At 42.6% G+C, this 22420-nt stretch carries 13 protein-coding genes and 1 tRNA gene; 8 read left to right on the top strand and 6 right to left on the bottom strand.

Annotated features, from left to right (window positions below):
- Positions 1–258: 258 nt before the first annotated feature.
- From surE to I2I04_RS04945, 3 genes are all read left to right on the top strand, one after another.
- Positions 259–1026 (top strand): 5'/3'-nucleotidase SurE, encoded by a 768-nt coding sequence (gene surE / locus I2I04_RS04955; RefSeq protein WP_143259123.1) that lies wholly within the window; start codon positions 259–261, stop codon positions 1024–1026.
- Between the two features lie 40 nt (positions 1027–1066).
- The gene (gene lpxB / locus I2I04_RS04950) at positions 1067–2203 is read left to right on the top strand and encodes a lipid-A-disaccharide synthase (protein WP_195654499.1); all 1137 of its coding nucleotides are present in this window, start codon (positions 1067–1069) and stop codon (positions 2201–2203) included.
- 94 nt (positions 2204–2297) lie between these two features.
- Positions 2298–3089 carry a NigD-like protein gene (locus I2I04_RS04945; RefSeq protein WP_195654498.1) on the top strand — a complete coding sequence of 264 codons (792 nt, stop codon included), beginning with the start codon at positions 2298–2300 and terminating at the stop codon, positions 3087–3089.
- Between the two features lie 106 nt (positions 3090–3195).
- On the opposite strand, the gene I2I04_RS04940 is transcribed toward I2I04_RS04945, so the two are convergent.
- From I2I04_RS04940 to rsfS, 3 genes are read right to left on the bottom strand one after another with little or no spacing between them, the layout of a single operon-like run.
- Positions 3196–4038, bottom strand: a complete 843-nt coding sequence (locus I2I04_RS04940) for a phosphatidate cytidylyltransferase (protein WP_143259126.1) — start codon at positions 4036–4038, stop codon at positions 3196–3198.
- Positions 4039–4054: 16 nt separating this feature from the next.
- Positions 4055–6208: an ATP-dependent zinc metalloprotease FtsH gene (ftsH, locus tag I2I04_RS04935; protein ID WP_143259127.1), complete on the bottom strand. Its 2154-nt coding sequence runs from the start codon at positions 6206–6208 to the stop codon at positions 4055–4057.
- A gap of 9 nt (positions 6209–6217) precedes the next feature.
- Positions 6218–6577 (bottom strand): ribosome silencing factor, encoded by a 360-nt coding sequence (gene rsfS, locus I2I04_RS04930; RefSeq protein WP_143259128.1) that lies wholly within the window; start codon positions 6575–6577, stop codon positions 6218–6220.
- A gap of 264 nt (positions 6578–6841) precedes the next feature.
- Here rsfS and I2I04_RS04925 point away from each other — a divergent pair.
- Positions 6842–6912, top strand: a tRNA-Gln gene (locus I2I04_RS04925).
- A gap of 300 nt (positions 6913–7212) precedes the next feature.
- Here the strand turns inward: I2I04_RS04925 and I2I04_RS04920 are convergent.
- The 3 genes from I2I04_RS04920 to rsmA all read right to left on the bottom strand — a co-directional run bounded on the left by I2I04_RS04920 (position 7213) and on the right by rsmA (position 11354).
- A complete protein-coding gene (locus I2I04_RS04920) occupies positions 7213–9066 on the bottom strand; it encodes a DUF349 domain-containing protein (protein WP_143259129.1) in 1854 nt (617 codons plus the stop codon).
- A gap of 85 nt (positions 9067–9151) precedes the next feature.
- Complete coding sequence (gene mgtE, locus I2I04_RS04915; protein ID WP_143259130.1) at positions 9152–10492, bottom strand: magnesium transporter; 1341 nt, start codon at positions 10490–10492, stop codon at positions 9152–9154.
- Positions 10493–10553: 61 nt separating this feature from the next.
- Entirely contained in the window at positions 10554–11354 is an 801-nt protein-coding gene (gene rsmA, locus I2I04_RS04910) for a 16S rRNA (adenine(1518)-N(6)/adenine(1519)-N(6))-dimethyltransferase RsmA (protein WP_143259131.1), read from the bottom strand.
- A gap of 116 nt (positions 11355–11470) precedes the next feature.
- Here rsmA and I2I04_RS04905 point away from each other — a divergent pair, with 116 nt between their 5' ends.
- The 4 genes from I2I04_RS04905 to I2I04_RS04890 all read left to right on the top strand — a co-directional run bounded on the left by I2I04_RS04905 (position 11471) and on the right by I2I04_RS04890 (position 22418).
- Positions 11471–12457, top strand: a complete 987-nt coding sequence (locus I2I04_RS04905; RefSeq protein WP_195654497.1) for a lysylphosphatidylglycerol synthase transmembrane domain-containing protein — start codon at positions 11471–11473, stop codon at positions 12455–12457.
- A gap of 121 nt (positions 12458–12578) precedes the next feature.
- Complete coding sequence (locus I2I04_RS04900; protein WP_143259133.1) at positions 12579–14036, top strand: aminoacyl-histidine dipeptidase; 1458 nt, start codon at positions 12579–12581, stop codon at positions 14034–14036.
- 1359 nt (positions 14037–15395) lie between these two features.
- Positions 15396–21125: an alpha-2-macroglobulin family protein gene (locus I2I04_RS04895; RefSeq protein ID WP_195654496.1), complete on the top strand. Its 5730-nt coding sequence runs from the start codon at positions 15396–15398 to the stop codon at positions 21123–21125.
- Positions 21126–21350: 225 nt separating this feature from the next.
- A complete protein-coding gene (locus tag I2I04_RS04890; protein WP_074556836.1) occupies positions 21351–22418 on the top strand; it encodes a DUF1573 domain-containing protein in 1068 nt (355 codons plus the stop codon).
- The last annotated feature ends 2 nt before the right edge of the window (positions 22419–22420 follow it).

Genomic DNA, 22420 nt, shown 5'->3' with positions numbered 1-22420 from the left:
TTTGTTAATAACTGTCGGACGAAACGGTTACAAAACTTCGACAGGTTCATCATCTACTTTCTCTTTATGAGCTTGCAAATATACATATTTATATTGGATATTTATTTCTTTTTTTGCTCGCTTGCAGAAGATTAAGATTTGTAAACGGGTAGGAGTGGGGGTGAAAGAGACTTTTCGATCTGATGTGGGGAGGTGTTTGGCGGTACGGCTTCTTTTTGTTACTTTTGTGCGAATATAAAAAAGGAAAGGATTGAATATATGGAAAAAGAGAAGCCGTTGATACTTGTTTCGAATGACGATGGCGTGATGGCTAAAGGTATTAATGAACTGGTGAAGTTTCTTCGCCCTTTGGGAGATATCATAGTGATGGCACCTGATGCCCCGCGTTCCGGTAGTGGTTGTGCGCTGACGGTGACGCAGCCGGTTCATTACCAGTTAGTAAAGAAAGAAGTGGGCTTGACTGTTTATAAATGTTCGGGAACACCGACTGATTGCATCAAATTGGCACGAAATACAGTGCTTGACCGGACTCCGGACCTGGTAGTCGGCGGTATCAATCATGGAGATAACTCTGCCACTAACGTACATTATTCCGGTACGATGGGAGTGGTGTTTGAGGGGTGTTTGAATGGAATTCCTTCTATTGGCTTCTCCTTGTGCAATCATGCACCCGATGCTGATTTTGAAGCTGCCGGACCTTATGTCCGCAGTATCGCTTCCATGGTCTTGGAAAAAGGACTTCCTCCTTTGACTTGTCTGAATGTAAACTTTCCCGATACAGCTGATATAAAAGGAGTGAAAATCTGTGAACAGGCGAAAGGAGGTTGGACGAATGAATGGGCAGCCTGTCCTCGTCTGAATGATCCCAACTATTTCTGGCTGACCGGTGAATTTACCGATCACGAACCTGAAAACGAGAAGAATGATCATTGGGCTTTGGCAAATGGCTATGTTGCTATCACCCCGACCACGGTTGACGTAACGGCTTATCACTTTATAGACGAACTTAATCAATGGTTTAATTAGTTGATAACTGTCAGTTATCAACTATCAGCTATCAACTATTATGAAGTATTATCTGATTGTCGGCGAAGCTTCCGGCGACTTGCACGCTTCCCATCTGATGGCTGCCTTAAAGGCAGAAGACCCGCAGGCTAATTTCCGTTTTTTCGGAGGTGACTTGATGGCGGCAGTCGGAGGAACGATGGTGAAGCATTATAAGGAGTTGGCATACATGGGATTTATCCCTGTATTACTTCATCTGCACACTATCTTTGCAAATATGAAGCGTTGCAAAGAAGACATTGTTTCTTGGAAGCCGGACGTTGTTATTCTGGTAGATTATCCGGGATTCAATCTTGATATTGCTAAGTTTGTCCATGCAAAGACACAGATACCGGTTTACTATTATATTTCTCCGAAGATATGGGCGTGGAAAGAATACCGTATCAAGAATATAAAACGAGATGTAGATGAGCTTTTCTCCATTCTTCCTTTTGAAGTGGAATTCTTCGAAGGAAAGCATCAATATCCTATTCACTATGTAGGGAACCCTACCGTGGATGAGGTGGCAGCTTATCAGGCGGCTCATCCGAAAAATAAGGAGCGGTTTATTGTCGAGAATCAATTGGAAGATAAGCCCATTATCGCTCTTCTTGCCGGTAGCCGGAAACAGGAAATCAAAGATAATCTGCCGGATATGTTGAAGGCTGCTTCTGCTTTTTCCGACTATCAGCTTGTCTTGGCCGGTGCGCCTGCCATTGCTCCCGAGTATTATAAACAATATGTAGGAGAAGCGAAAGTGAAAATCATTTTCGATCAGACTTATTGTCTGTTGCAGCATGCGGATGTAGCATTAGTTACTTCGGGGACAGCTACGCTTGAGACGGCATTGTTTCGTGTTCCTCAAGTGGTTTGTTATCACACACCGATCGGAAAAGTGGTTTCTTTCTTGCGGCGTCATATCCTGACAGTGAAATTTATTTCGTTGGTAAATTTGATTGCCGACCGTGAGGTGGTAAAGGAACTCGTTGCGGATACGATGACCGTGAAGAATATGCAGAGCGAATTGAAAAATATCATTGAAAATGAAGCATATAGAAATGAGATGCTTTTGGGGTATGAGTATGTAGCCAAGCGGTTGGGACCTGCCGGTGCTCCCCGTCATGCAGCGCGTGAAATGCTGCAATTGTTGAAAAAATAACTTTCTTTTTCTGAATAAACGTAAAGCCGATGCAGTAAATGCACGGCTTTTTTATTTATAAAGCAGAAGACTAAAATAAAGAAAGGAAAAAGATATGAAAAAATTTAAGTGGCTTTTAGGAATCTTATTATTGGCATTAGTACCAATGTTGCAATCATGTGATGATGATGGCTATTCTATTGGAGATTTCAGTTGGGACTGGGCGACCGTTCATACAACCGGTGGAGGAGGTTATTATTTGGAAGGTGACAGATGGGGAGTGATTGATCCGGTTGCTACTTCTATTCCTTGGTTTAAACCGGTGGACGGTGAGCGTGTTGTGGCTTTTTTCAATCCTTTGTATGATATGGAAGGAGGAAAAGGAGTTCAGGTGAAGATGGAAGGGATACAGGAGCTGTTGACAAAAGAAGTGGAAGATATGTCGACAGAGGAAGAAGCGGAAGAATTCGGAAATGATCCTATTTTGATTTATCAGGGTGATATGTGGTTGGGAGGACGGTTTCTGAACATAATTTTCCGCCAGGAGTTGCCTCGTTCGGAGAAACATCGTATCAGTCTTGTACAAAATAAGATGGAACCGGGAGAGCCGGGCGAACCGTCAGAGCCGGGAACATTGAATGTGGATGAAGATGGTTACATACATTTGGAACTGCGTTATAATACGTATAAGGATGTGACTGACTACTGGGGATGGGGGCGAGTTTCTTATAACTTAGAAAAATTCTTCCCGACAGAGAAAGAGTCCGAATCAACAATAAAAGGTTTTAAAGTAACAATAAACTCAAGAGAACATGGAGAAGGAAGAGTGATCGTTCTTGATTTGAAGCACCCGGTCGGTGTACCGGAAGCAGCGAAGGATGTTCATTCCACTTCTTCGATCCGATAACCTAACTGTGATTTACTGTGTGTGAAAAAGGTCGGGATACTTTCGTATAAGTTCCCGACCTTTTGTATTTTGTTTCAGTTCTAATCGATTGAGAAAGAATCCCCCGTCAGAACCATGTTAATGCATATAGATAAACGACGGCTGCCGGTATAGCCATCAGAGAACTGTCAAAGCGATCGAGCATCCCACCGTGTCCCGGAAGAATGGTTCCCGAATCCTTAACGTGCAACTGGCGTTTCAATAACGACTCCGTCAGGTCGCCCCATGTGCCGAATATAACAACCACCAGTGCCAATCCTGCCCACTCAATCATTGACATAAGTGGGAAGTAGTGGGCGAGAATAAAAGATACTCCGATTGCTACCACTCCGCCGCCGATGGAACCTTCCCACGATTTCTTGGGAGAAATACGTTCAAACAACCGGTGTTTGCCGATCAATGAACCGATGCAATAGGCTCCCGTGTCATTTAACCAAAGGAAAATAAAGATAGATAACGGTAGGATAGGATTGTAACTTACGCTACTGTATTCCGGATCGTTATGGAATGCCAATACATTCAGCAAAGCAAAAGGCAGACCGATATAAAGTTGGCTAAGCATAGAATAAGCCCAGTTAAGTACCGGGTTCTCCTTTTTCAGATACAACTCGCTAATCATCATGTAAAGCAATAAAAGCACATACGGGATGAATATCTTCGAATCGGCCGCATTAATGCAGAATCCCATGACTGCAAGGAATAAGTAAGCCCCGCCGAGCATATTAATGGTCTTGTTTATCTTCACTCCTTCTGCGCGCATATTTACCAGCTGTCCGAACTCATAAATGGTCAGTGCGCTGATAGCGGTGAACAGAATGCCAAAGCTGAATGCGTCATAAAGGATGCACCCCACCAAGATGGCAACGAAGAGTACACCCGTAATAGCTCGTTTTATGAAATTGTTAATCAAAATCTATTCGTTTTAATTAGTTGGACCCGTTAGCTTGTTCTTCTCCATTAGACTTACCCTCTACGGAAACTTTACCCTCCACAGTAACCTTTTTACCTTCTGCGGCAACTTTGGTGTCTATGGATGCTTGTTCTTCCTTTGCGGTATTTTCAGCTTCCTCTTCTTTGATTTCTCTTTCTTCTTCCTTCAACTTTTGGGCAAGTTCTCTTTCAGCTCTTGCGGCATCCTGGCTTTCTTTAGCGGCCATGATTTCTTCCGAGCGGGAAGCCCAAGGGCGTTTACCGAAGATACGTTCAACGTCTTCTGCGAAGATTACTTCTTTGTCAATCAGTAATTGCGTCAGTTCGTTGTGTCCTTCTTTATTCTCTGACAGAATTCTTTTGGCGCGGTCATACTGCTCGTTCACCATTCTCTTGACTTCTTCGTCAATCAATTCGGCTGTCTTTTCGCTGTATGGGCGGTTGAAAGAATATTCATCGTTGTTGTAATAGCATAAGTTCGGTAGTTTGTCGCTCATACCTAAATAGGCAATCATACCATATGCCTGCTTAGTCACCCTTTCCAAGTCGTTCATGGCACCTGTCGAGATGCGGCCGAGGAATAAATCTTCAGCGGCGCGTCCTCCCAAAGTAGCACACATTTCGTCCAACATCTGCTCTTTGGTAGTGATTTGACGTTCTTCCGGCAGATACCAGGCAGCTCCCAATGCACGTCCGCGAGGAACGATAGTCACTTTAATCAGTGGGTTGGCATATTCCAGTAACCAAGAGATAGAAGCGTGTCCTGCTTCATGTAAAGCGATGGAACGTCTTTCAGCTTCTGTTGTAATTTTGGTTTTCTTTTCCAGACCACCGATGATACGGTCTACCGCATCCAGGAAGTCCTGCTTACCTACGAATTTCTTTCCGTGGCGGGCAGCGATCAGTGCAGCTTCGTTGCAGACATTGGCAATATCCGCACCCGAGAATCCCGGAGTCTGGCGTGCCAGCAAGTCTACATCTACACTATCGTCTATTTTAATCGGGCGCAAATGCACACCAAATACTTCTTTACGTTCGTTCAAGTCGGGCAGATCTACGTGTATCTGACGGTCAAAACGTCCTGCACGAAGCAATGCCTTGTCGAGTACGTCTACACGGTTGGTAGCAGCAAGGATAATCACACCACTGTTGGAACCGAAACCGTCCATTTCTGTCAATAACTGATTCAAAGTGTTTTCGCGTTCATCATTTCCTCCCATTGCAGGGTTCTTGCCACGAGCACGTCCTACGGCATCAATCTCATCAATAAAGACGATACAAGGAGCTTTCTCTTTAGCCTGTTTAAACAAGTCGCGAACACGGGACGCACCTACACCCACAAACATCTCCACGAAGTCGGAACCTGCCAATGAGAAGAAAGGCACATTCGCTTCGCCGGCCACAGCTTTGGCAAGCAATGTTTTACCGGTTCCCGGAGGGCCTACCAGTAATGCTCCCTTGGGTATCTTACCTCCCAAATCCGTATATTTCTGCGGTTCCTTCAAGAACTCAACAATTTCCTCCACTTCTTGTTTCGCTTCAGCCAGGCCCGCTACATCCTTAAATGTAATCTTGATGGCTCCGCCTTTTTCAAAAAGCTGGGCTTTTGATTTTCCTACATTAAATACGCCACCGGGGCCACCACTGCCGCCTCCGCTCATACGGCGCATGAAGAATATCCATAACGCAACCAGCAACACAAGCGGGAGTATCTGAATCAGAATTGCGGGGAAAATATCCGATTTGGGCGGATAATCAGATGAACCGTCAAAATGACCGGCTTCCTTTTCTGCCTGCAAAAACTCTTCCAGTTTATCGGTAGATGGCGTTCTACTTGTAATGACAGGGTTGCGTCCCACTTTGGTAGAGTCGGCTCCAAAAACAGCCCCTACGGCGGTCGGTTTAAGGAAAGCTTCGATTGATTTATCTTCATAACCCAATACTTTGCTGACATAACCCTTTTTTACATAGTCCTGAAACTCGCTGTAAGTTACAGCTTTGCTTCCTGCTCCCTTTGAATCACTGCCCCACCAGAGGCCGAGAAGCATAAGGGCAATAATCATATACATCCAGTTCAGGTTGAACTTGGGCATATTAACCTTATTGCTAGGTTTATTGCTATTGTTATTATTACTATTATTATTGTCCATAATCATTAATTAGTCTAGATCGGGGATTTGAGTAAGTTTGGCATCTGCCCAGAGGTGCTCAAGATTATAAAAAGCTCTTGTCTCCGGCAAAAAGACGTGTACCAGTACATCGGCATAGTCCATTGCTACCCATTCTGCATTCCGGAGTCCGTCGATTGCATAAGGCTTGCTGTCCGCACCTTTGCGTGTAAATTCCTTGATTGAATCTACTATTGCACTCACTTGACTGGGAGAATTTCCCTGACAGATAACGAAATATTTACAGATGGTATCTTCTATGCTGGTTAAATCGGCAACGATTATCTTTTTACCTTTTTTTTCTTGAATTCCTTCTTTTATTTTTTCAATTAATACTTTAGTATCGTTCATTCCTGTAATTGGGATTAATAATTCATGTTCTCTATTTGTTTATAACAAAAAAAGGTGATCCTTTGTTTCTGATAATAAACGTGATATTTTTGACAAATATACGCTGATTTATTGGATACAAGAAAGTTATCCCTCAATTTTTGTGTTTTTTAGTGGAGATGCTTTTGTTTGGAAAGCTTATTTGGACATTTTTGCAAAAAAAATATCAGATTTGTTTTGAATTCCCAAAATATTTGTATCTTTGCACCCGCAAACGAAAATCATTGGGCTATGGTGTAATGGTAACACTACAGATTCTGGTCCTGTCATTCCTGGTTCGAATCCAGGTAGCCCAACAAAACACCAGCTTTTTACTGACAAAACCCGCTAAAATTGCAATTTTAGCGGGTTTTTTGTGCTTTGACAAATGCCATCTGAAAAAAGTTGACGCTAATTCGGTGGCAAATTCGGTGACACGAATGCACGTTGATAGTCAAGAAGATACGAGTCTTATGTAAAAAGAAGCTGTGAGGCTGATTAATAAAGAATAAATCCTTAAACAGGTTGTTGTCTTGTTTAGTAGAAATAAAAAACAGGTTTTATGGCTCAAGTGAGCATAAAACCTGTTTTTTATTTCTCTCAATCGGGCAGAAATCTTATTCTTCTGCTTTTATTGATTCATCGATTACTTTGATCTTTTGTAACACCAGTTCCAAGTCTGCTTTCAGTTTATCTACCTTGCGGTTCAATTCGGTCAGCAGGCTACTACCTTTCTTGGAAGTAGAAGTGAGGAAGCCCAGGTTGTTCTCATAAGTCTGAAGCTCATTCTTCATATTCTCATAAGTACGTACCAGTTTTTCGCGTTCTCTGTACAGAGATTGAGTGCCGCCTCCCTGGATATTGCTGATATTCGAACGGAAGTTGCTTAACTTCTTGTTGGAAGCATTGATGTTAAAGCGGTCGAATAGCTGATCGATAATTCCGTGATACTGCTTGTATAACTTATCTTTTTCTTTGAATGGCACATGACCGATAGAGTTCCACTCTTTCATTAAATCCCGAACCAAGGTATTTGCTTCTTCGGCATCCATGTTCTCATCAATTGCGGATAACTTCTCGATTAACGCTTTCTTCTTTTCCATATTCTCTGTTTCTACAGAGCGTTGTGAAGAAGTAGCTTTGTTCTTTTGTTCGAAGAAGTAGTCGCAAGCTGTGATGAACCGTTTCCAGATAGCATCCGAGTGTTTCTTAGCAACCGGGCCGATGGTCTTCCATTCTTTTTGAAGTTTGGTCAGCGTATCGGCAGTTACTTTCCAGTCTGTGCTGTCTTTCAAAGCTTCTGCTTTTTCACAGAGCGCTTTCTTCTTTTCCAGATTCTCGTTCATTCCTTCTTTCAGGCTTTTGAAGAATTCTCCTTTCTTCTTGAAGAAATCATCGCAGGCATGGCGGAAGCGTTCGAAGATCTTCACATTCATCTTCTGGGGAGCAAAACCGATGGTTTTCCATTTGTTTTGCAGGGCAATCACTTCCTGTGTCTTGTTTTCCCAGGCAGAGAATGTTTTCAGTTCATCATACTCAATCGCTTCAACGATTTCGCAGATTACGGTCTTTTGATCTAAATTATGCTGTTCAGCTTCTTTCAGCGATTCGAAATGCTGCTGATGGCGGCGGTTGACAGCGGTAGAAGCAGTTTTGAACCGGTTCCAGATCTCATCGCGCAGCTCTTTGGTTACCGGACCTGTATCTCGGAACTCCTGATGCAACTTTTGAAGTTGGTGGAAAGCGGAAACAACATCTTCTTCATCAGCCAATTTTTCGGCCGCTTCGCAGAGATGCGTTTTGATTTCCAGATTCTTTTTGAAGTCATATTCGCGGAATTCATTGTTCAGTTTCAATAAATCGTAGAACTTCTCTACATATAATTGATAGTTTTTCCAAAGTTCATTCACTTTACCTTGCGGCACCAGTTTCGTCTCATTCCATTGCTGTTGCAGCTTCTTGAACTCCGTATAAGATTTGTTGGCGTCATCTCCGGATTCCACCAATTCTTTCAGCTCTTCAATAATGGAAAGTTTCACTTGCAGGTTTTCTTCTTTCTGGCGTTCCAGTTCGGCAATCTGTTTGCCACGTTTTTCCTTGATAACTCCCATCAGACGTTTGAATTCTTCTTCTGTCGGGTCCTCTTCGGCAACAAAATCTTCAATGTTTCCACCGTTGTCTGTAAACTGTACCTTAGCAGCTTCCAACTCGGCATTATGTAACTTGTAGAATGATTGTTTCAGATTGTCAATTTCCTGCTTGTTCGCATTCTCAGCGTCTTGCGCAAGCTCTTTTAGCTGGTTTAGTACATCTTCCTTAGTGGCAGGTTTAGGAGCTGCTTCAGGTTGAACTTCGGCAGTAACATCTTCAGTCGGAGTCTCTGTAATAGCTTCAGAAACCTCGACTGTTTTCTTTTCTTCTTCTAATTCCCCTTGGTTCAAGGGTTGATTAGTGTCTCGAGCGTCCATCATTGTATATTAGTTTTGGGTCACAAATTAATGAAATAAAACGATTACTTCATACTATTTTGCTTATTTTTTTTTATTTATCGTGTTTTTATGACAATAAAACGGTTATTCCCATGTACAACATCATTCCAATGATGTCATTTGTAATGGCTATAAACGGACCTGTTGCAATGGCTGGATCGATTTTGAACTTTTCCAGCGTCATCGGTACCAATGTTCCGAAAATAGAAGCGAACATTACCACGGCAAACAGGCTGATGGATACGGAATAAGTGACCGTAGCCGTTGCGCCAAACCGGATAAAGTTGTAGGTGTATACTAATAAGGAGATAATAGTGGCATTAATTAAAGCTACTACTGATTCCTTGGTTATCTGCTTGAACGTGTTCTTCGCATCCAGCGAACTGTTTGCCAAACCCTGTACGATGATTGCCGAGGATTGTGTTCCGACATTTCCTCCTGTACCACCGATCAGCGGAATGTATAGTGCCATTTCGGGATGAGCGGCAAAGGTAGCGTCGAAATTTCCCAATATCATAGAGTTGCCGATTCCGCCGATCATTCCGATTAATAACCAGGGAAGGCGGGCAGTGGTTTGTTTCAATACATTGTCGTCCGTTTCTACGTCCTGCGAAAGACCGGATGCCAACTGATAGTCACGTTCCGACTGTTCACGAACTTCATCCATGACGTCGTCGACGGTGATTTGCCCTACAAGTCGGCCGATACTGTCGATAACGGGGATAGCCACCAAGTCATACTTTTCAATCGCCTGTACCACCTCATCGATGGGAGTATCTACGTGCACCGAAATCGGATCTTTCTGCATCACGTGTTTCACTTTGGATACAGAAGGGGAAGTAATCATCTTCTTGAGCGGGAAGATACCTCGCAGACGTTCGTCGTCATCGATGACATATACGTAATAGATTTCGTCCAGTTCTTCCGCCTGTTGCCGCATCTCTTTCAGACATTCGGGCATACTCCAGTTTTCGTTGACGAGTACCATTTCCGTACCCATCAAACCACCGGCGGTATTTTCGTCATATTTCAACAAGTCGACGATGTCTCCTGCCTGTTCGATATCCTCGATGTGCGAAAGAACCTCTTCTTGCTTGTCTTCATCGAGTTCACGCATCAGGTCTACGGCATCATCTGTATCCATGTAGTCAACGAAGCGTTTGGCGATTGTTTCCGAAGGAAGCATTTCGAGCAGCTCTTTACGAGCATCTTCGTCCATTTCGACAAGCACGTCGGCAGCAATTTCGTTATCGAGCAGGCGATAGACGAACTTAGCCTCTTTCGAATTCAGGTCATTGCACAATTCGGCGATGTCGGCCGGATGGAGGTCGATGAGAAGACCTTTTACCTTGTCGGCGTCTTTTTGCTCAATAAGGTGTTTAACGTTGTCAATGTATTCCTCGTTCATCGTTGTCAATTACAAATTACGAATTACAAAATCCAGTTCTCTGCTCACTGTTGCCCGCCAACTATTGGGCGTTGTCGGCCGTCTTTAGTGCTTCTTCCACTTTATTGGTCAGATCGATAAATTCTGCTACCGATAGTTGTTCCGGGCGTTTATTAAATAATATGTCCTCTGTGAGTGGACAATCTTTACCTAAAATAGGTTTGATAGAGTTGCGCAATGTTTTGCGTCGTTGGTTGAAAGTCGTTTTCACTACTTGTTTGAACAATTTTTCGTCACATCCCAACTCTTTTGTCTCGTTGCGTGTCATGCGGATAACAGCGCTTTTCACTTTGGGAGGCGGATTGAACACGTGTTCGCTGACAGTGAATAAATATTCCACTTTATACCATGCCTGTATCAATACGCTGAGGATACCATAAGTCTTGCTGCCCGGTCCGGCTGCAATACGTTCGGCTACCTCTTTTTGAATCATTCCCGTGCAACAGGGGACGATATCTTTGTTGTCCAGCATCTTGAAAAAGATTTGGCTGGAAATATTATACGGGTAATTACCAGTCAGCACGAAAGGTTTCCCGTCGAACAACCGGTGAAGATTCATTTTCAAAAAGTCATCCTCGATGATGTGGTCTTCCAATGAAGGATAAGCTTCACGAAGATAAGCAACCGACTCATAGTCAACTTCTACGACCTTTACCAACCGGTCTTTCTTTACCAGAAACTGGGTCAATACTCCCATACCCGGCCCCACCTCCAAAATAGGCAGTTCGGGGAAGGTGTCGACAGTATCGGCAATATCTTGCGCAACTTTCAGATCTTTCAGAAAGTGTTGTCCGAGAAACTTTTTAGGCTTTACTAATTTCATTTACCAACTAAATAATTACTTTTGCAGCCGACAAAGGTAATTCTTTTAAATGAAGAACGTACCACTATCTATTAAAAAATAAATGATGTGTCAGCGAAGCTAACGAAGAATTAAGGATGAAGGAACTATTAAAAAAGACGCTGAAACTGATATTACCGGTTGTTTTAGGCGGCTTTATCTTATTCTGGGTATATCGCGACTTTGATTTTACAAAAGCGGGCGATGTGTTATTACACGGTACAAATTGGTGGTGGATGCTCTTCTCATTATTGTTTGGAGTATTTGCGCAAGTCTTTCGTGGTTGGCGGTGGAGGCAGACATTGGAGCCGTTGGACGCTTTCCCGAAAAAGAGCGATTGCGTGAATGCTATCTTCATTTCTTATGCTGCCAGTCTAGTGGTTCCCCGAATCGGGGAGGTGAGTCGTTGCGGAGTGTTGGCGAAGTATGATAATGTCTCGTTTGCCAAGTCGTTGGGAACAGTCGTTACGGAGCGGTTGGTTGATTCGTTGACTATCCTTCTCATCACAGGCATCACTGTATTGCTCCAATTACCGATATTCGTCACTTTTCTTCAGCAGACCGGGACGAAAATCCCTTCGTTAGTCCACCTTCTGACTTCAGTATGGTTTTATATCATTCTGTTTTGTTTTATTGGCGTGGTGATACTTCTTTATTATTTAAGAAAAACGTTGTTCTTCTATGAACGGGTGAAAGGATTTGTATTGAATATATGGGAAGGAATTATGTCTTTAAAAGGCGTACGCAACATTCCTCTCTTTATTTTTTATACATTGGCCATTTGGGCTTGTTACTTTTTCCATTTCTATTTTACATTCTACTGTTTTGCCTTTACGGCACATTTGGGTATCCTTGCAGCATTGGTCATGTTTGTTGGCGGTACGTTTGCCGTGATTGTGCCTACTCCTAACGGGGCGGGACCCTGGCATTTTGCTATAATTTCTATGATGATGCTTTATGGAGTAAATGTGACGGACGCCGGAATATTTGCCCTGATTGTACACGGTATTCAAACCTTTTTAGTTGTTTTATTGGGTGTATATGGCTTGGCTGCTCTACCGTTTGCCAATAGACATCGAGCATAATTTTTCAGCTAAAAGAGTGTATTCTTAAATGTTTTTGCTAACCTCCTTTGTCATCTGAAAACTTTTCCATAACTTGGCACTGTTTAATTATCAGATTTAAAATAGTTTTAAAATATTTATTATGAGTACTATTCTTTCTTTAGCTCCACAAAATGTGTGGAAGCATTTTTATTCGTTGACACAGATTCCCCGTCCGTCAGGACACATGGAAAAGATTACAGCATTTCTTTTAGGTTTCGGAAAAGAGCTGGGGTTGGAGTCTTTTGTAGACGAAGCTGGTAATGTGATTATCCGTAAACCCGCCACTCCGGGTATGGAAAACCGGAAAGGTGTGATTCTTCAGGCGCATATGGATATGGTTCCGCAGAAGAACAACGATACTGTACACGATTTTGAAAAAGATCCGATTGAAACTTATATAGACGGTGACTGGGTAAAAGCAAAAGGCACTACTTTGGGCGCAGATAACGGACTGGGTGTAGCAGCTATTATGGCAGTGTTGGAATCGAAAGAGTTGAAACACGGTCCTTTGGAAGCTCTTATCACGAAAGATGAAGAAACCGGTATGTACGGTGCATTCGGCTTGAAACCGGGTACAGTGAACGGAGAGATTCTTTTGAATTTGGATTCTGAAGATGAAGGTGAGTTGTATATCGGTTGTGCCGGCGGTATGGATGTAACTGCAACTTTGGAATATAAAGAAGTAGCTCCTGAAGAAGGAGATGTGGCAGTGAAAGTTACATTGAAAGGATTGCGTGGCGGACATTCGGGGTTGGAAATCAATGAAGGACGTGCCAATGCTAATAAGTTGCTGGTTCGTTTTATCCGTGAAGCTGTTGCCAGTTATGAAGCCCGTCTGGCTAGCTGGGAAGGTGGTAATATGCGTAATGCCATTCCACGTGAGGCACATGCGGTAATTACGATTCCAGCTGAAAATGAAGAAGAACTGATGGGCTTGGTAAAATACTGCGAGGAGTTGTTCAATGAAGAATATTCGGCAATTGAAACACCGATCAGCTTTACGGCTGAACGTGTGGAACTTCCTGTAGGTGAAGTGCCTGAAGAGATTCAGGACAATCTGATTGATGCAATCTTTGCTTGTCAGAACGGCGTGACCCGTATGATTCCTACTGTTCCGGATACGGTAGAGACTTCTTCCAATCTTGCTATTATTACGATTGGTGGAGGAAAAGCTGCCATTAAGATTCTGGCTCGCAGCTCGAGCGATAGCATGAAGGAATATCTGACTACCAGCTTGGAGTCTTGTTTCTCTATGGCAGGTATGAAGGTGGAAATGACTGGTGGATATTCCGGTTGGCAGCCTGATGTTAATTCTCCGATTTTGCATGCGATGAAGGCATCTTATAAACAGCAGTTTGGGGTTGAACCTGCGGTGAAAGTAATTCATGCAGGTTTGGAATGTGGTATTATCGGTGCTATTATTCCGGGATTGGATATGATTTCTTTTGGCCCGACTTTGCGTTCGCCGCACTCACCGGACGAAAGAGCATTGATTCCTACTGTGCAGAAGTTCTATGACTTCCTGGTGGCTACTTTGGAACAAACTCCACTGAAATAAGCGTATTCTCTTTACGTAAATATTCTCCTATTTATATATAAATAGGTATTTATATTAAAGGCACGGATGACATTTCATCCGTGCCTTTTTGTCATATTTGTTGCAGCATATATTGTTATTTTTTGTCTTATAACAAATAAATTAATTGATGCAAGTCAATAAATATGCTATAAAACACAAAAATCTTCTTTTTTTAGGTGTAATGTATAAACAAAGGCAGTATTTTTGTGTTATAAAACATGTAATTAGGAGGATAACAAAATGAAAAGTTTAAAAAGATTGTTTAGAAAGATCGGCGAAGCCGATGTGCATGTTTGGGGATATTCAACAATTAATGCTAAACCAAACAAGTAAGTTTTATTTTTAGTTTTCAGGAATTAGTAATTTAAAAGTTTAAAGATTATGGCAAAGAAAATGGGTTCTTTAGTTAGAAAAATCCTTAGTGAAATCGGTCGTAATGAAATGCTTTCATGGGGGTACAGAATTGAGAAATGAGTACAAGTACATTAACTAGGTTTAGAGTGGGGATACGTTATTAAAGACGATATCCCCACTTTTTTATATATATAGAACTATATGGTGTGGGGCTGGGTATAAAGTGTATGGATTGGACTTAAATACTACATAGTGAAAAAAAAGATCTATCATACTTATACTGTGTCTATTTTAGTGTAGTATTAGATGGAAATATCCATTTAAGGGCATGAAGATGGATGTTTTATGGGATAATAACCTGTATTTGATAGCTTAATAATCTATTGGGAGCGGTAGTCTTTTTATAGTGCACATGTGCAGGCTGTACAGCCCACACCTGTAAACCATGTAGCCTACACATGCGGGCTATACAGCACACGTATGTGGGCTATAAATTTATCGCTGTTAAAATTGGATTATTGAGCCATGATAATCGGATTTATGCGGATTCATTGTAACAAAAACAAGTCATCTTATATTTATAGGACCTTTGTTTGGTTATTTATGTCAATGATAGATAACTTGTTTTTGCTGGTAAAAGTATGATAGATATACTTTTATAAAGTTATCTATCATGATTATTATATTGATAATGAGAAGACTATTAAAATGAATGATAGTATGATAGATGTTTTTTTCATTATGTAGAATTTAATTCAAAACCCAGACAAAATGAACTGTCCAACTAAATAACAAATCGAGTGATCGCTTTTTATCTTATTTTAGAGCGTATTTGTTAATGGGCTACTGTCTATAGGATACGGTACAGAGCTGATAGCTTGATAAAAGTTTTTTTTAAGCTAAAAAGTACAAATCTTTAAACTTTATTTCTTTACTTTGTTATTTATAGAGTGAGACTTATAGCGAACTTAAACTAGAAAGATTATGAAAGTAAAGCAGATTTGTATGATGGTGCTACTATGGTTGGGAGTGATTCCGGCGGCGCAGGCACAGACTTTCGACAAATTATGGAAAGAAGTGGAGCAAGCGGAGAAAAAGAGCTTGCCGAAGACAGTGATAAAACTGACTGATGAGATTTATCAGAAAGGGGAAAAAGAGAAAAACTCTCCGCAGATGCTCAAAGCATATACGTGGCGGATGAAATACCGGGAAATGTTGAATCCAGATAGTCTTTATGCCTGTCTGAACGGGCTGGAGCAGTGGGTGAAACAGACCGACCAACCAAAGGATCGTGCTATTTTGCACTCTCTGATAGCCGAAATTTATGCAAATTATGCTGCCGACAATCAATGGCAACTTCGCCAACGGACAGAAATCGTAGGCCAAACGCCTTCCATGGATATACGCGAGTGGACTGCCAATATGTTTGTAGAGAAAGTGCGGACAAATGTAAAAGAAGCCTTGGCTGACTCTGTGTTACTGCTTAAAACTTCTTCACGTGACTATATCCCTTTCGTAGAACTGGGGAAAACGAGTGAATATTATCACCATGATCTCTATCATTTATTAGCTTCCCGTGGCATTGACGCTCTATTACAAGTGGAAAGACTAAGTAGTGGGCATGCTGAAACGAACGCTGTAAATCCCGTGAAACAGGATATAATAGCTATTTATGGAAATATGCTTTCTGCTTATAAAGCAGCCGGATTGAAAGAGGGTTATGTATTGACTGCACTTAACTATTTGGAATGGCGACGGGGAGCGGAACGATATATCCGACCTCTCCAAGCAAAGGGAGAGTCTTCGGTATTGACGGATGACAATTACCTGAAAGCATTGAATACATTGAAAAGTGAATATGCTTCGGAACCGATATGTGCTGAAGTGTACTTGGTGCAAGCTCGTTATGCTATTGAAAGGCAACAGCAGGTTGATGCATTGCAGCTTTGCGATGAGGCGATTCGTCTTTATCCGGGGTATGACAGAATCAATGCTTTGAAAAATCTTCGGGAAGAGATATTGGCTCCTTATTTGAATGTTTATGCGGCAGATCAGGCTTTCCCGAATGAAGAGATAGAACTAAGAGCCTCACATAAAAATCTGGATGGTTTCACCGTCCGGATTTATCAGGCGAAGAAACTGATAAAAGAACAACATTACTCTGTAATTCGCCCGGAAGATTACCGGACACGGGACACGGTGTATACATTCAAAGTTCCCGAACTTGGAGCTTACGTAATGCGTATCATACCGGATATTCGTGCGAAGAGAGACAGTGAAAGCAAGTTTGATGTAACACGTTTCAAAGTGTTGACTTGTCGTTTGCCGGAAAAACAATATCAAGTGGTGACGCTGGACGGACAGACAGGACATCCTATTTCGAATGCGAAAGTTACGATGTATAGTAACGATGAAAAAGTATTGCAGGAGTTTACGACAGATAAAGATGGTAAGGTTGTCTTTCCCTGGAAATCTGAATACCGCTATCTGAAAGCTTCCAAGGGTACGGATACGGCGATGCCGAAGCAAGGTGTCTATGCAGGAAGTTACGGATACTACGGTGACGAAGATAAGGTGGCTGAAAATATGACTTTATTGACTGACCGTTCTTTGTATCGTCCCGGACAGACGGTGTATGTAAAGGGAATTGCATATTCTCAAAAATCAGACACGGCGAATGTGCTCCCGAACAAGGAATATACGGTGACTTTATTGGATGCGAATAATCAGGAAGTAGGGCAGAAGTCGGTACGCACCAATGAGTTTGGCTCGTTTGCCACTGATTTTGCGTTGCCTTCGGCTTGCCTGAACGGAATGTTCTCTTTGAAGGCAGGAAGAGGCCGTACAAGTATACGTGTGGAAGATTATAAGCGTCCGACATTTGACATCACTTTTGAAAAGCAACAGGGAAGTTACAAGTTGGGAGATGAAGTGCAGGTGAAAGGTAAGATAGAATCTTATAGCGGTGTATTGCTTCAGGATCTTCCGGTGAAATATAAGGTGACACGTTCTACATACAGCCTTTGGCGGTTTGCGGAATCGGTACAGATTGCTTCCGGTGAAGTGACGGCCAATGAGAACGGAGAATTTATGATACCGGTTCGCTTGCAGGAAAGTGACTCTTATAAGAATGATGATAAAGTGTATTACCGCTATTCCGTTGAAGCTACTGTTACCAATGTGGCGGGCGAAACACAATCTTCTACGGATGTGATTTCGGCTGGCAACCGTTCGTTGGTTTTGCAGGTGGAATTGCATGATAAGACTTGTAAGGATAAGCCATTCGACACGATGTTTAACGTGCGGAACCTGAATGGACAACCTGTGGAGGTGAAAGGAAGTTATTACTTATATCCTGCCAAAGACAAGGATTTCAAACAACTGGAAGAGAAACCGGTTGCAACGGGAACTTTTACTTCTAACGAAAATATGACGCTCGACTGGAAGAATCTTCCGTCGGGACCTTATGTATTGAAAGCATCGGTGAAAGATAATCAGGGCAAGGAAGTGACTGTTGATACTAACACAATTCTTTTCTCTATTGAGGATAAGCGTCCGCCTGTAGAAACGATGGTATGGTTCTATGGAGAAAATATGGAATTTGATGCTGCCCATCCGGCTGTATTCTGTTTTGGTACGTCGAAAAAGGATGCTTATGTGATGATGAATGTATTCTCTGGTGATAAATTACTGGAAAGTAAGACGTTGAACCTATCTGATACGATTGTTCGCTTCGAATATCCATATCAGGAGAGTTATGGTGACGGGGTGTTTGTGAATTTCTGTATGGTGAGAGATGGGCAGGTTTATCAGGAACACGCACGACTGACCAGACGCGTGCCGGATAAGACATTGGCAATGAAGTGGGAAGTGTTCCGCGATAAGTTGCGTCCCGGACAGAAGGAAGAATGGAAACTGACGATTAAAACGCCACAGGGACAAGCCGCCAATGCGGAAATGCTGGCAACGATGTATGATGCTTCACTGGATAAGATATGGAACCGTCAGCCGAATTTCCAAATCTTCTATAGTCAGATTGTCCCATATTCTAATTGGATGAGCGGATATTCCGGCAATAATTCATTTAATTACTGGTGGAATACGAAGAGTCTCAAAGTGCCGGGATTGGAATATGATCATTTTGTGATGCAGCCGGGGTATGGTGTCGGAATTGCTTTAGAAGGAAAACTGGCTGGAGTGATGGTGAGAGGATATGGATCGACAAGAAAGGCGACACTGACAGGCAGTGTTGCAACTTTGGGCAGTGCGCCGAAGATGAAATCGGCTATGGCTGCTGATGCCGTGAATAATGTAGAGTTTCAATCGGAATTAGTATTGACGGAAAGAAAAGCGGATGAATTGTCTGACGACGAAATGCTCCCCGAAGCTTCTGCTGACTTGCGTACGAATCTTGCAGAAACGGCCTTCTTCTACCCGCAACTTCGTACCAATGAACAGGGAGAAATCTCGTTCTCCTTCACAATGCCCGAAAGTCTGACACGTTGGAATTTCCGTGGATATTCTCATACGAAGGGGATGCTGATGGGAACACTGGACGGTGAAGCTACCACGAACAAAGAATTTATGCTGACTCCTAATCTTCCCCGTTTTGTACGTGTGGGAGATAAGACTTCTCTTGCAGCTTCTATCTCTAATATGACTGGTAAGCCACAAGCCGGAACGGTAAGTCTGATTCTTTTTGATCCGATGACGGAGAAAGTGATCAGTACACAAAAACAGAAATTCAGTCTTGCTGCCGGAAAGACGGTTGGCGTGAACTTTCAGTTTACCGTCGGTGATAAATACGAAATATTGGGATGCCGGATGATAGCCGACAGTGGTACTTTCAGCGATGGAGAACAACAGTTGCTTCCGGTGCTTAGTAATAAAGAGCATTTGGTAGAGACACTTCCAATGCCTGTACGTGGAGAAGAAACCCGTACTTTCTCGCTCGACCGCCTGTTCAACCAACAAAGTAAAACGGCAACTGACCGTAAACTGACTGTCGAGTTTACAGGAAATCCGGCTTGGTATGCTATTCAGGCATTGCCTTCCTTGAGTCTTCCTACAAGTAATAATGCGATCTCTTGGGCCACTGCATACTATGCAAATACCTTGGCTTCGTTCATTATGAACAGTCAGCCGAAGATTAAAGCGGTATTTGAAAGTTGGAAATTGCAAGGAGGTACGAAGGAAACCTTCTTGAGCAATCTGCAAAAGAATCAGGAAGTGAAGAATATTATTCTGTCCGAATCTCCTTGGGTGCTCGAAGCACAGACGGAAGAGCAACAGAAAGAACGTATCGCCACTTTGTTTGACTTGAATAATATCCGTAGCAATAATATTGCGGCCTTGACCCGGTTGCAGGAGTTGCAGAACTCAAACGGTGCATGGTCTTGGTATAAAGGAATGAACGGCAGCCGATTTGTTACTACCTATATCACCGAACTGAATGCCCGTCTGGCAATGTTGACAGGTGAGAAATTAACAGGTACTGCTCTCTCCTTGCAGCAGAATGCTTTCACTTACCTTCACCAATCGGCTTTAGACGAATATAAGGAAATCTTGAAAGCACAGAAAGAAGGAGCGAAGTTTACCGGTGTTTCGGGCAGTATTCTGCAATATTTGTATCTCATCGCTATTTCCGGAGAGCAGGTGCCCGCGACCAATAAAGCTGCTTATACCTATTACCTTTCTAAGGTAGGAGAGTTACTTTCTTCTTCTTCGATGGATACGAAAGCGATTGCCGCTATTGTACTTGATAAAGCCGGACGCAAGAAAGAAGCACTGGAATTTGTCGCTTCTCTGAAAGAATTCTTGACCAAGACGGATGAACAGGGAATGTTTTTTGCTTTCAACGAGAATCCGTATACATGGGGCGGAATGCAGATGCAGGCTCACGTAGATGTGATGGAAGCATTGGAGGCGATAGGTGGTAACAACGATACCGTGGAAGAAATGAAACTTTGGTTGTTGAAGCAAAAGCAAACGCAACAATGGAATTCTCCGGTAGCTACTGCCGACGCAGTATTTGCGTTGCTGATGAAAGGTGTTAACTTGCTTGACAATCAGGGAGATGTACGGATTGTGATTGCTAATGAAGTGCTGGAAACGGTTGCTCCAAGTAAAACGACTGTTCCCGGACTGGGATATATCAAGCGTACTTTCACACAGAAGAATGTGGTGGATGCCCGTAAGATTGAAGTGGAAAAGAGAAATTCGGGTATCGCCTGGGGAGCTGTGTATGCAGAATTTGAATCCCCCATCAGTGGTGTGAAACAGCAGGGTGGTGAGTTGAATGTAGAGAAACAATTGTATGTGGAACGTATGGTAAATAACGTCCCTCAATTGCAGCCTATAACAGCGAAGACTGTTCTTCAGGTAGGTGACAAAGTTGTTTCCCGTTTGAGTATCCGTGCAGACCGTCCGATGGACTTTGTACAGTTGAAAGATCAGCGGGGAGCTTGCTTCGAACCGATCGGCAGCATTTCCGGTTATCGTTGGAATAGCGGACTTGGCTATTACGTAGACATCAAAGATGCGTCGACCAATTTCTTCTTCGATCATTTAGGAAAAGGAGTATATGTATTGGAATATAGTTACCGTGTCAGCCGTGCAGGAACTTACGAAACTGGCTTGGCAACTATGCAATGCGCTTATGCACCGGAGTATGCTTCACATTCAGCTTCGATGACGGTAGACGTTAAAGAGTAACGCAAGACATTTGTAAGAGAAATATTCAGGCACGGATTATGCCGATTTCACGGTGCATCAGATAAACTGAAACCGTAAAATAGGTGTAATTCGTGCCTGAATCTATTTGATACCTCTTGATGGAGAGAATAATCCTCTTTCGTCAATCTGTGTTAATCTGTGTAATCTGTGATGAAAAACTCATCTAAAACCCCTACATTTGTGCACCAAAATAAAAAATATCGCATGAAACGTAGTTTGCTATCTATATTATCTTTGCTTACTGTCGCTTTGGCAGCCGTTGCCCAACCTCGTATCTCTTCAAATAAAGAGACACATAACTTCGGACAAATTGAGTGGAAACGTCCGGTGACAGTGGAATATACCATCACCAACACAGGAAACCAGCCATTGGTACTGACCAATGTCACTACCTCTTGTGCCTGTGCCGTGGCCGACTGGACCAAAGAACCGATTGCCCCGGGAGGAAAAGGAGTAGTGAAAGCTTCTTTTGACGCAAAGGCATTAGGACATTTTGAAAAGTCGGTAGGAATATATAGCAATGCCAGTCCGAGTCTGGTGTATCTGAAGTTTACCGGTGAGGTAGTGGAGGAAATTAAAGATTATACAAAGATACTTCCTTATACAATCGGAAATATTCGTTTAGATCGTGACGAGTTTGCTTTCCCCGATGTTTATCGCGGACAGCAGCCTTCATTGACTTTCAATATCGCCAATCTTTCCGATCGTCCTTACGAACCGGTGTTGATGCATCTGCCTCCCTATCTGAAAATGGAAGCGGAGCCCAAGGTCTTGTTGAAAGGCAAGAAGGGAACTATCAAACTGACTCTGGATGCGAGCCAGCTAAAAGATTATGGATTGACGCAGACTTCTGTCTACCTTTCCCGTTTTTCGGGTGATAAGGTGAGCGAAGATAATGAAATACCGGTTTCGGCTATTCTTCTTCCCGACTTCTCACGTATGACGGAAAAAGATTCTTTGAATGCCCCTGCCATACATATTTCAGAAACGAATATAGATCTTAGTATACCGTTGATAAAGAAGAGCAAGGTAAGCCATGATATATTGATTGCTAATTCCGGAAAGACTCCGTTAGTCATCAGTAAGTTGCAGGTATTCAATTCGTCGGTAGGGGTGAGCCTGAAGAAGACGGTCCTTCCTCCGGATGGAATGACGAAGCTCAAAGTAACTATTCGTAAGCGTGACGTAGGTAATAAGAAGCATCATTTACGTATCCTGATGATAACGAATGATCCGTTACGCCCGAAAGTCGAAATCAATATCAAACGCTAATC

This window comes from Bacteroides sp. 1001136B_160425_E2 (assembly GCF_015559655.1).
Taxonomy (GTDB): Bacteria; Bacteroidota; Bacteroidia; order Bacteroidales; family Bacteroidaceae; genus Bacteroides; species Bacteroides luhongzhouii.
Note: the sequence above shows the minus strand (reverse complement) of the source record. Positions and strands in the feature narration are given on the sequence as shown.

Bases quoted from the DNA above. Each gene is read 5' to 3' on its own strand.
- ftsH (WP_143259127.1), bottom strand. From the start codon at position 6,208: ATGGACAATAATAATAGTAATAATAACAATAGCAATAAACCTAGCAAT.
- mgtE (WP_143259130.1), bottom strand. From the start codon at position 10,492: ATGAACGAGGAATACATTGACAACGTTAAACACCTTATTGAGCAAAAA.
- surE (WP_143259123.1), top strand. From the start codon at position 259: ATGGAAAAAGAGAAGCCGTTGATACTTGTTTCGAATGACGATGGCGTG.
- I2I04_RS04890 (WP_074556836.1), top strand. From the start codon at position 21,351: ATGAAACGTAGTTTGCTATCTATATTATCTTTGCTTACTGTCGCTTTG.
- I2I04_RS04905 (WP_195654497.1), top strand. From the start codon at position 11,471: ATGAAGGAACTATTAAAAAAGACGCTGAAACTGATATTACCGGTTGTT.
- I2I04_RS04900 (WP_143259133.1), top strand. From the start codon at position 12,579: ATGAGTACTATTCTTTCTTTAGCTCCACAAAATGTGTGGAAGCATTTT.
- rsmA (WP_143259131.1), bottom strand. From the start codon at position 11,354: ATGAAATTAGTAAAGCCTAAAAAGTTTCTCGGACAACACTTTCTGAAA.
- rsfS (WP_143259128.1), bottom strand. From the start codon at position 6,577: ATGAACGATACTAAAGTATTAATTGAAAAAATAAAAGAAGGAATTCAA.
- I2I04_RS04895 (WP_195654496.1), top strand. From the start codon at position 15,396: ATGAAAGTAAAGCAGATTTGTATGATGGTGCTACTATGGTTGGGAGTG.
- I2I04_RS04945 (WP_195654498.1), top strand. From the start codon at position 2,298: ATGAAAAAATTTAAGTGGCTTTTAGGAATCTTATTATTGGCATTAGTA.
- I2I04_RS04920 (WP_143259129.1), bottom strand. From the start codon at position 9,066: ATGATGGACGCTCGAGACACTAATCAACCCTTGAACCAAGGGGAATTA.
- lpxB (WP_195654499.1), top strand. From the start codon at position 1,067: ATGAAGTATTATCTGATTGTCGGCGAAGCTTCCGGCGACTTGCACGCT.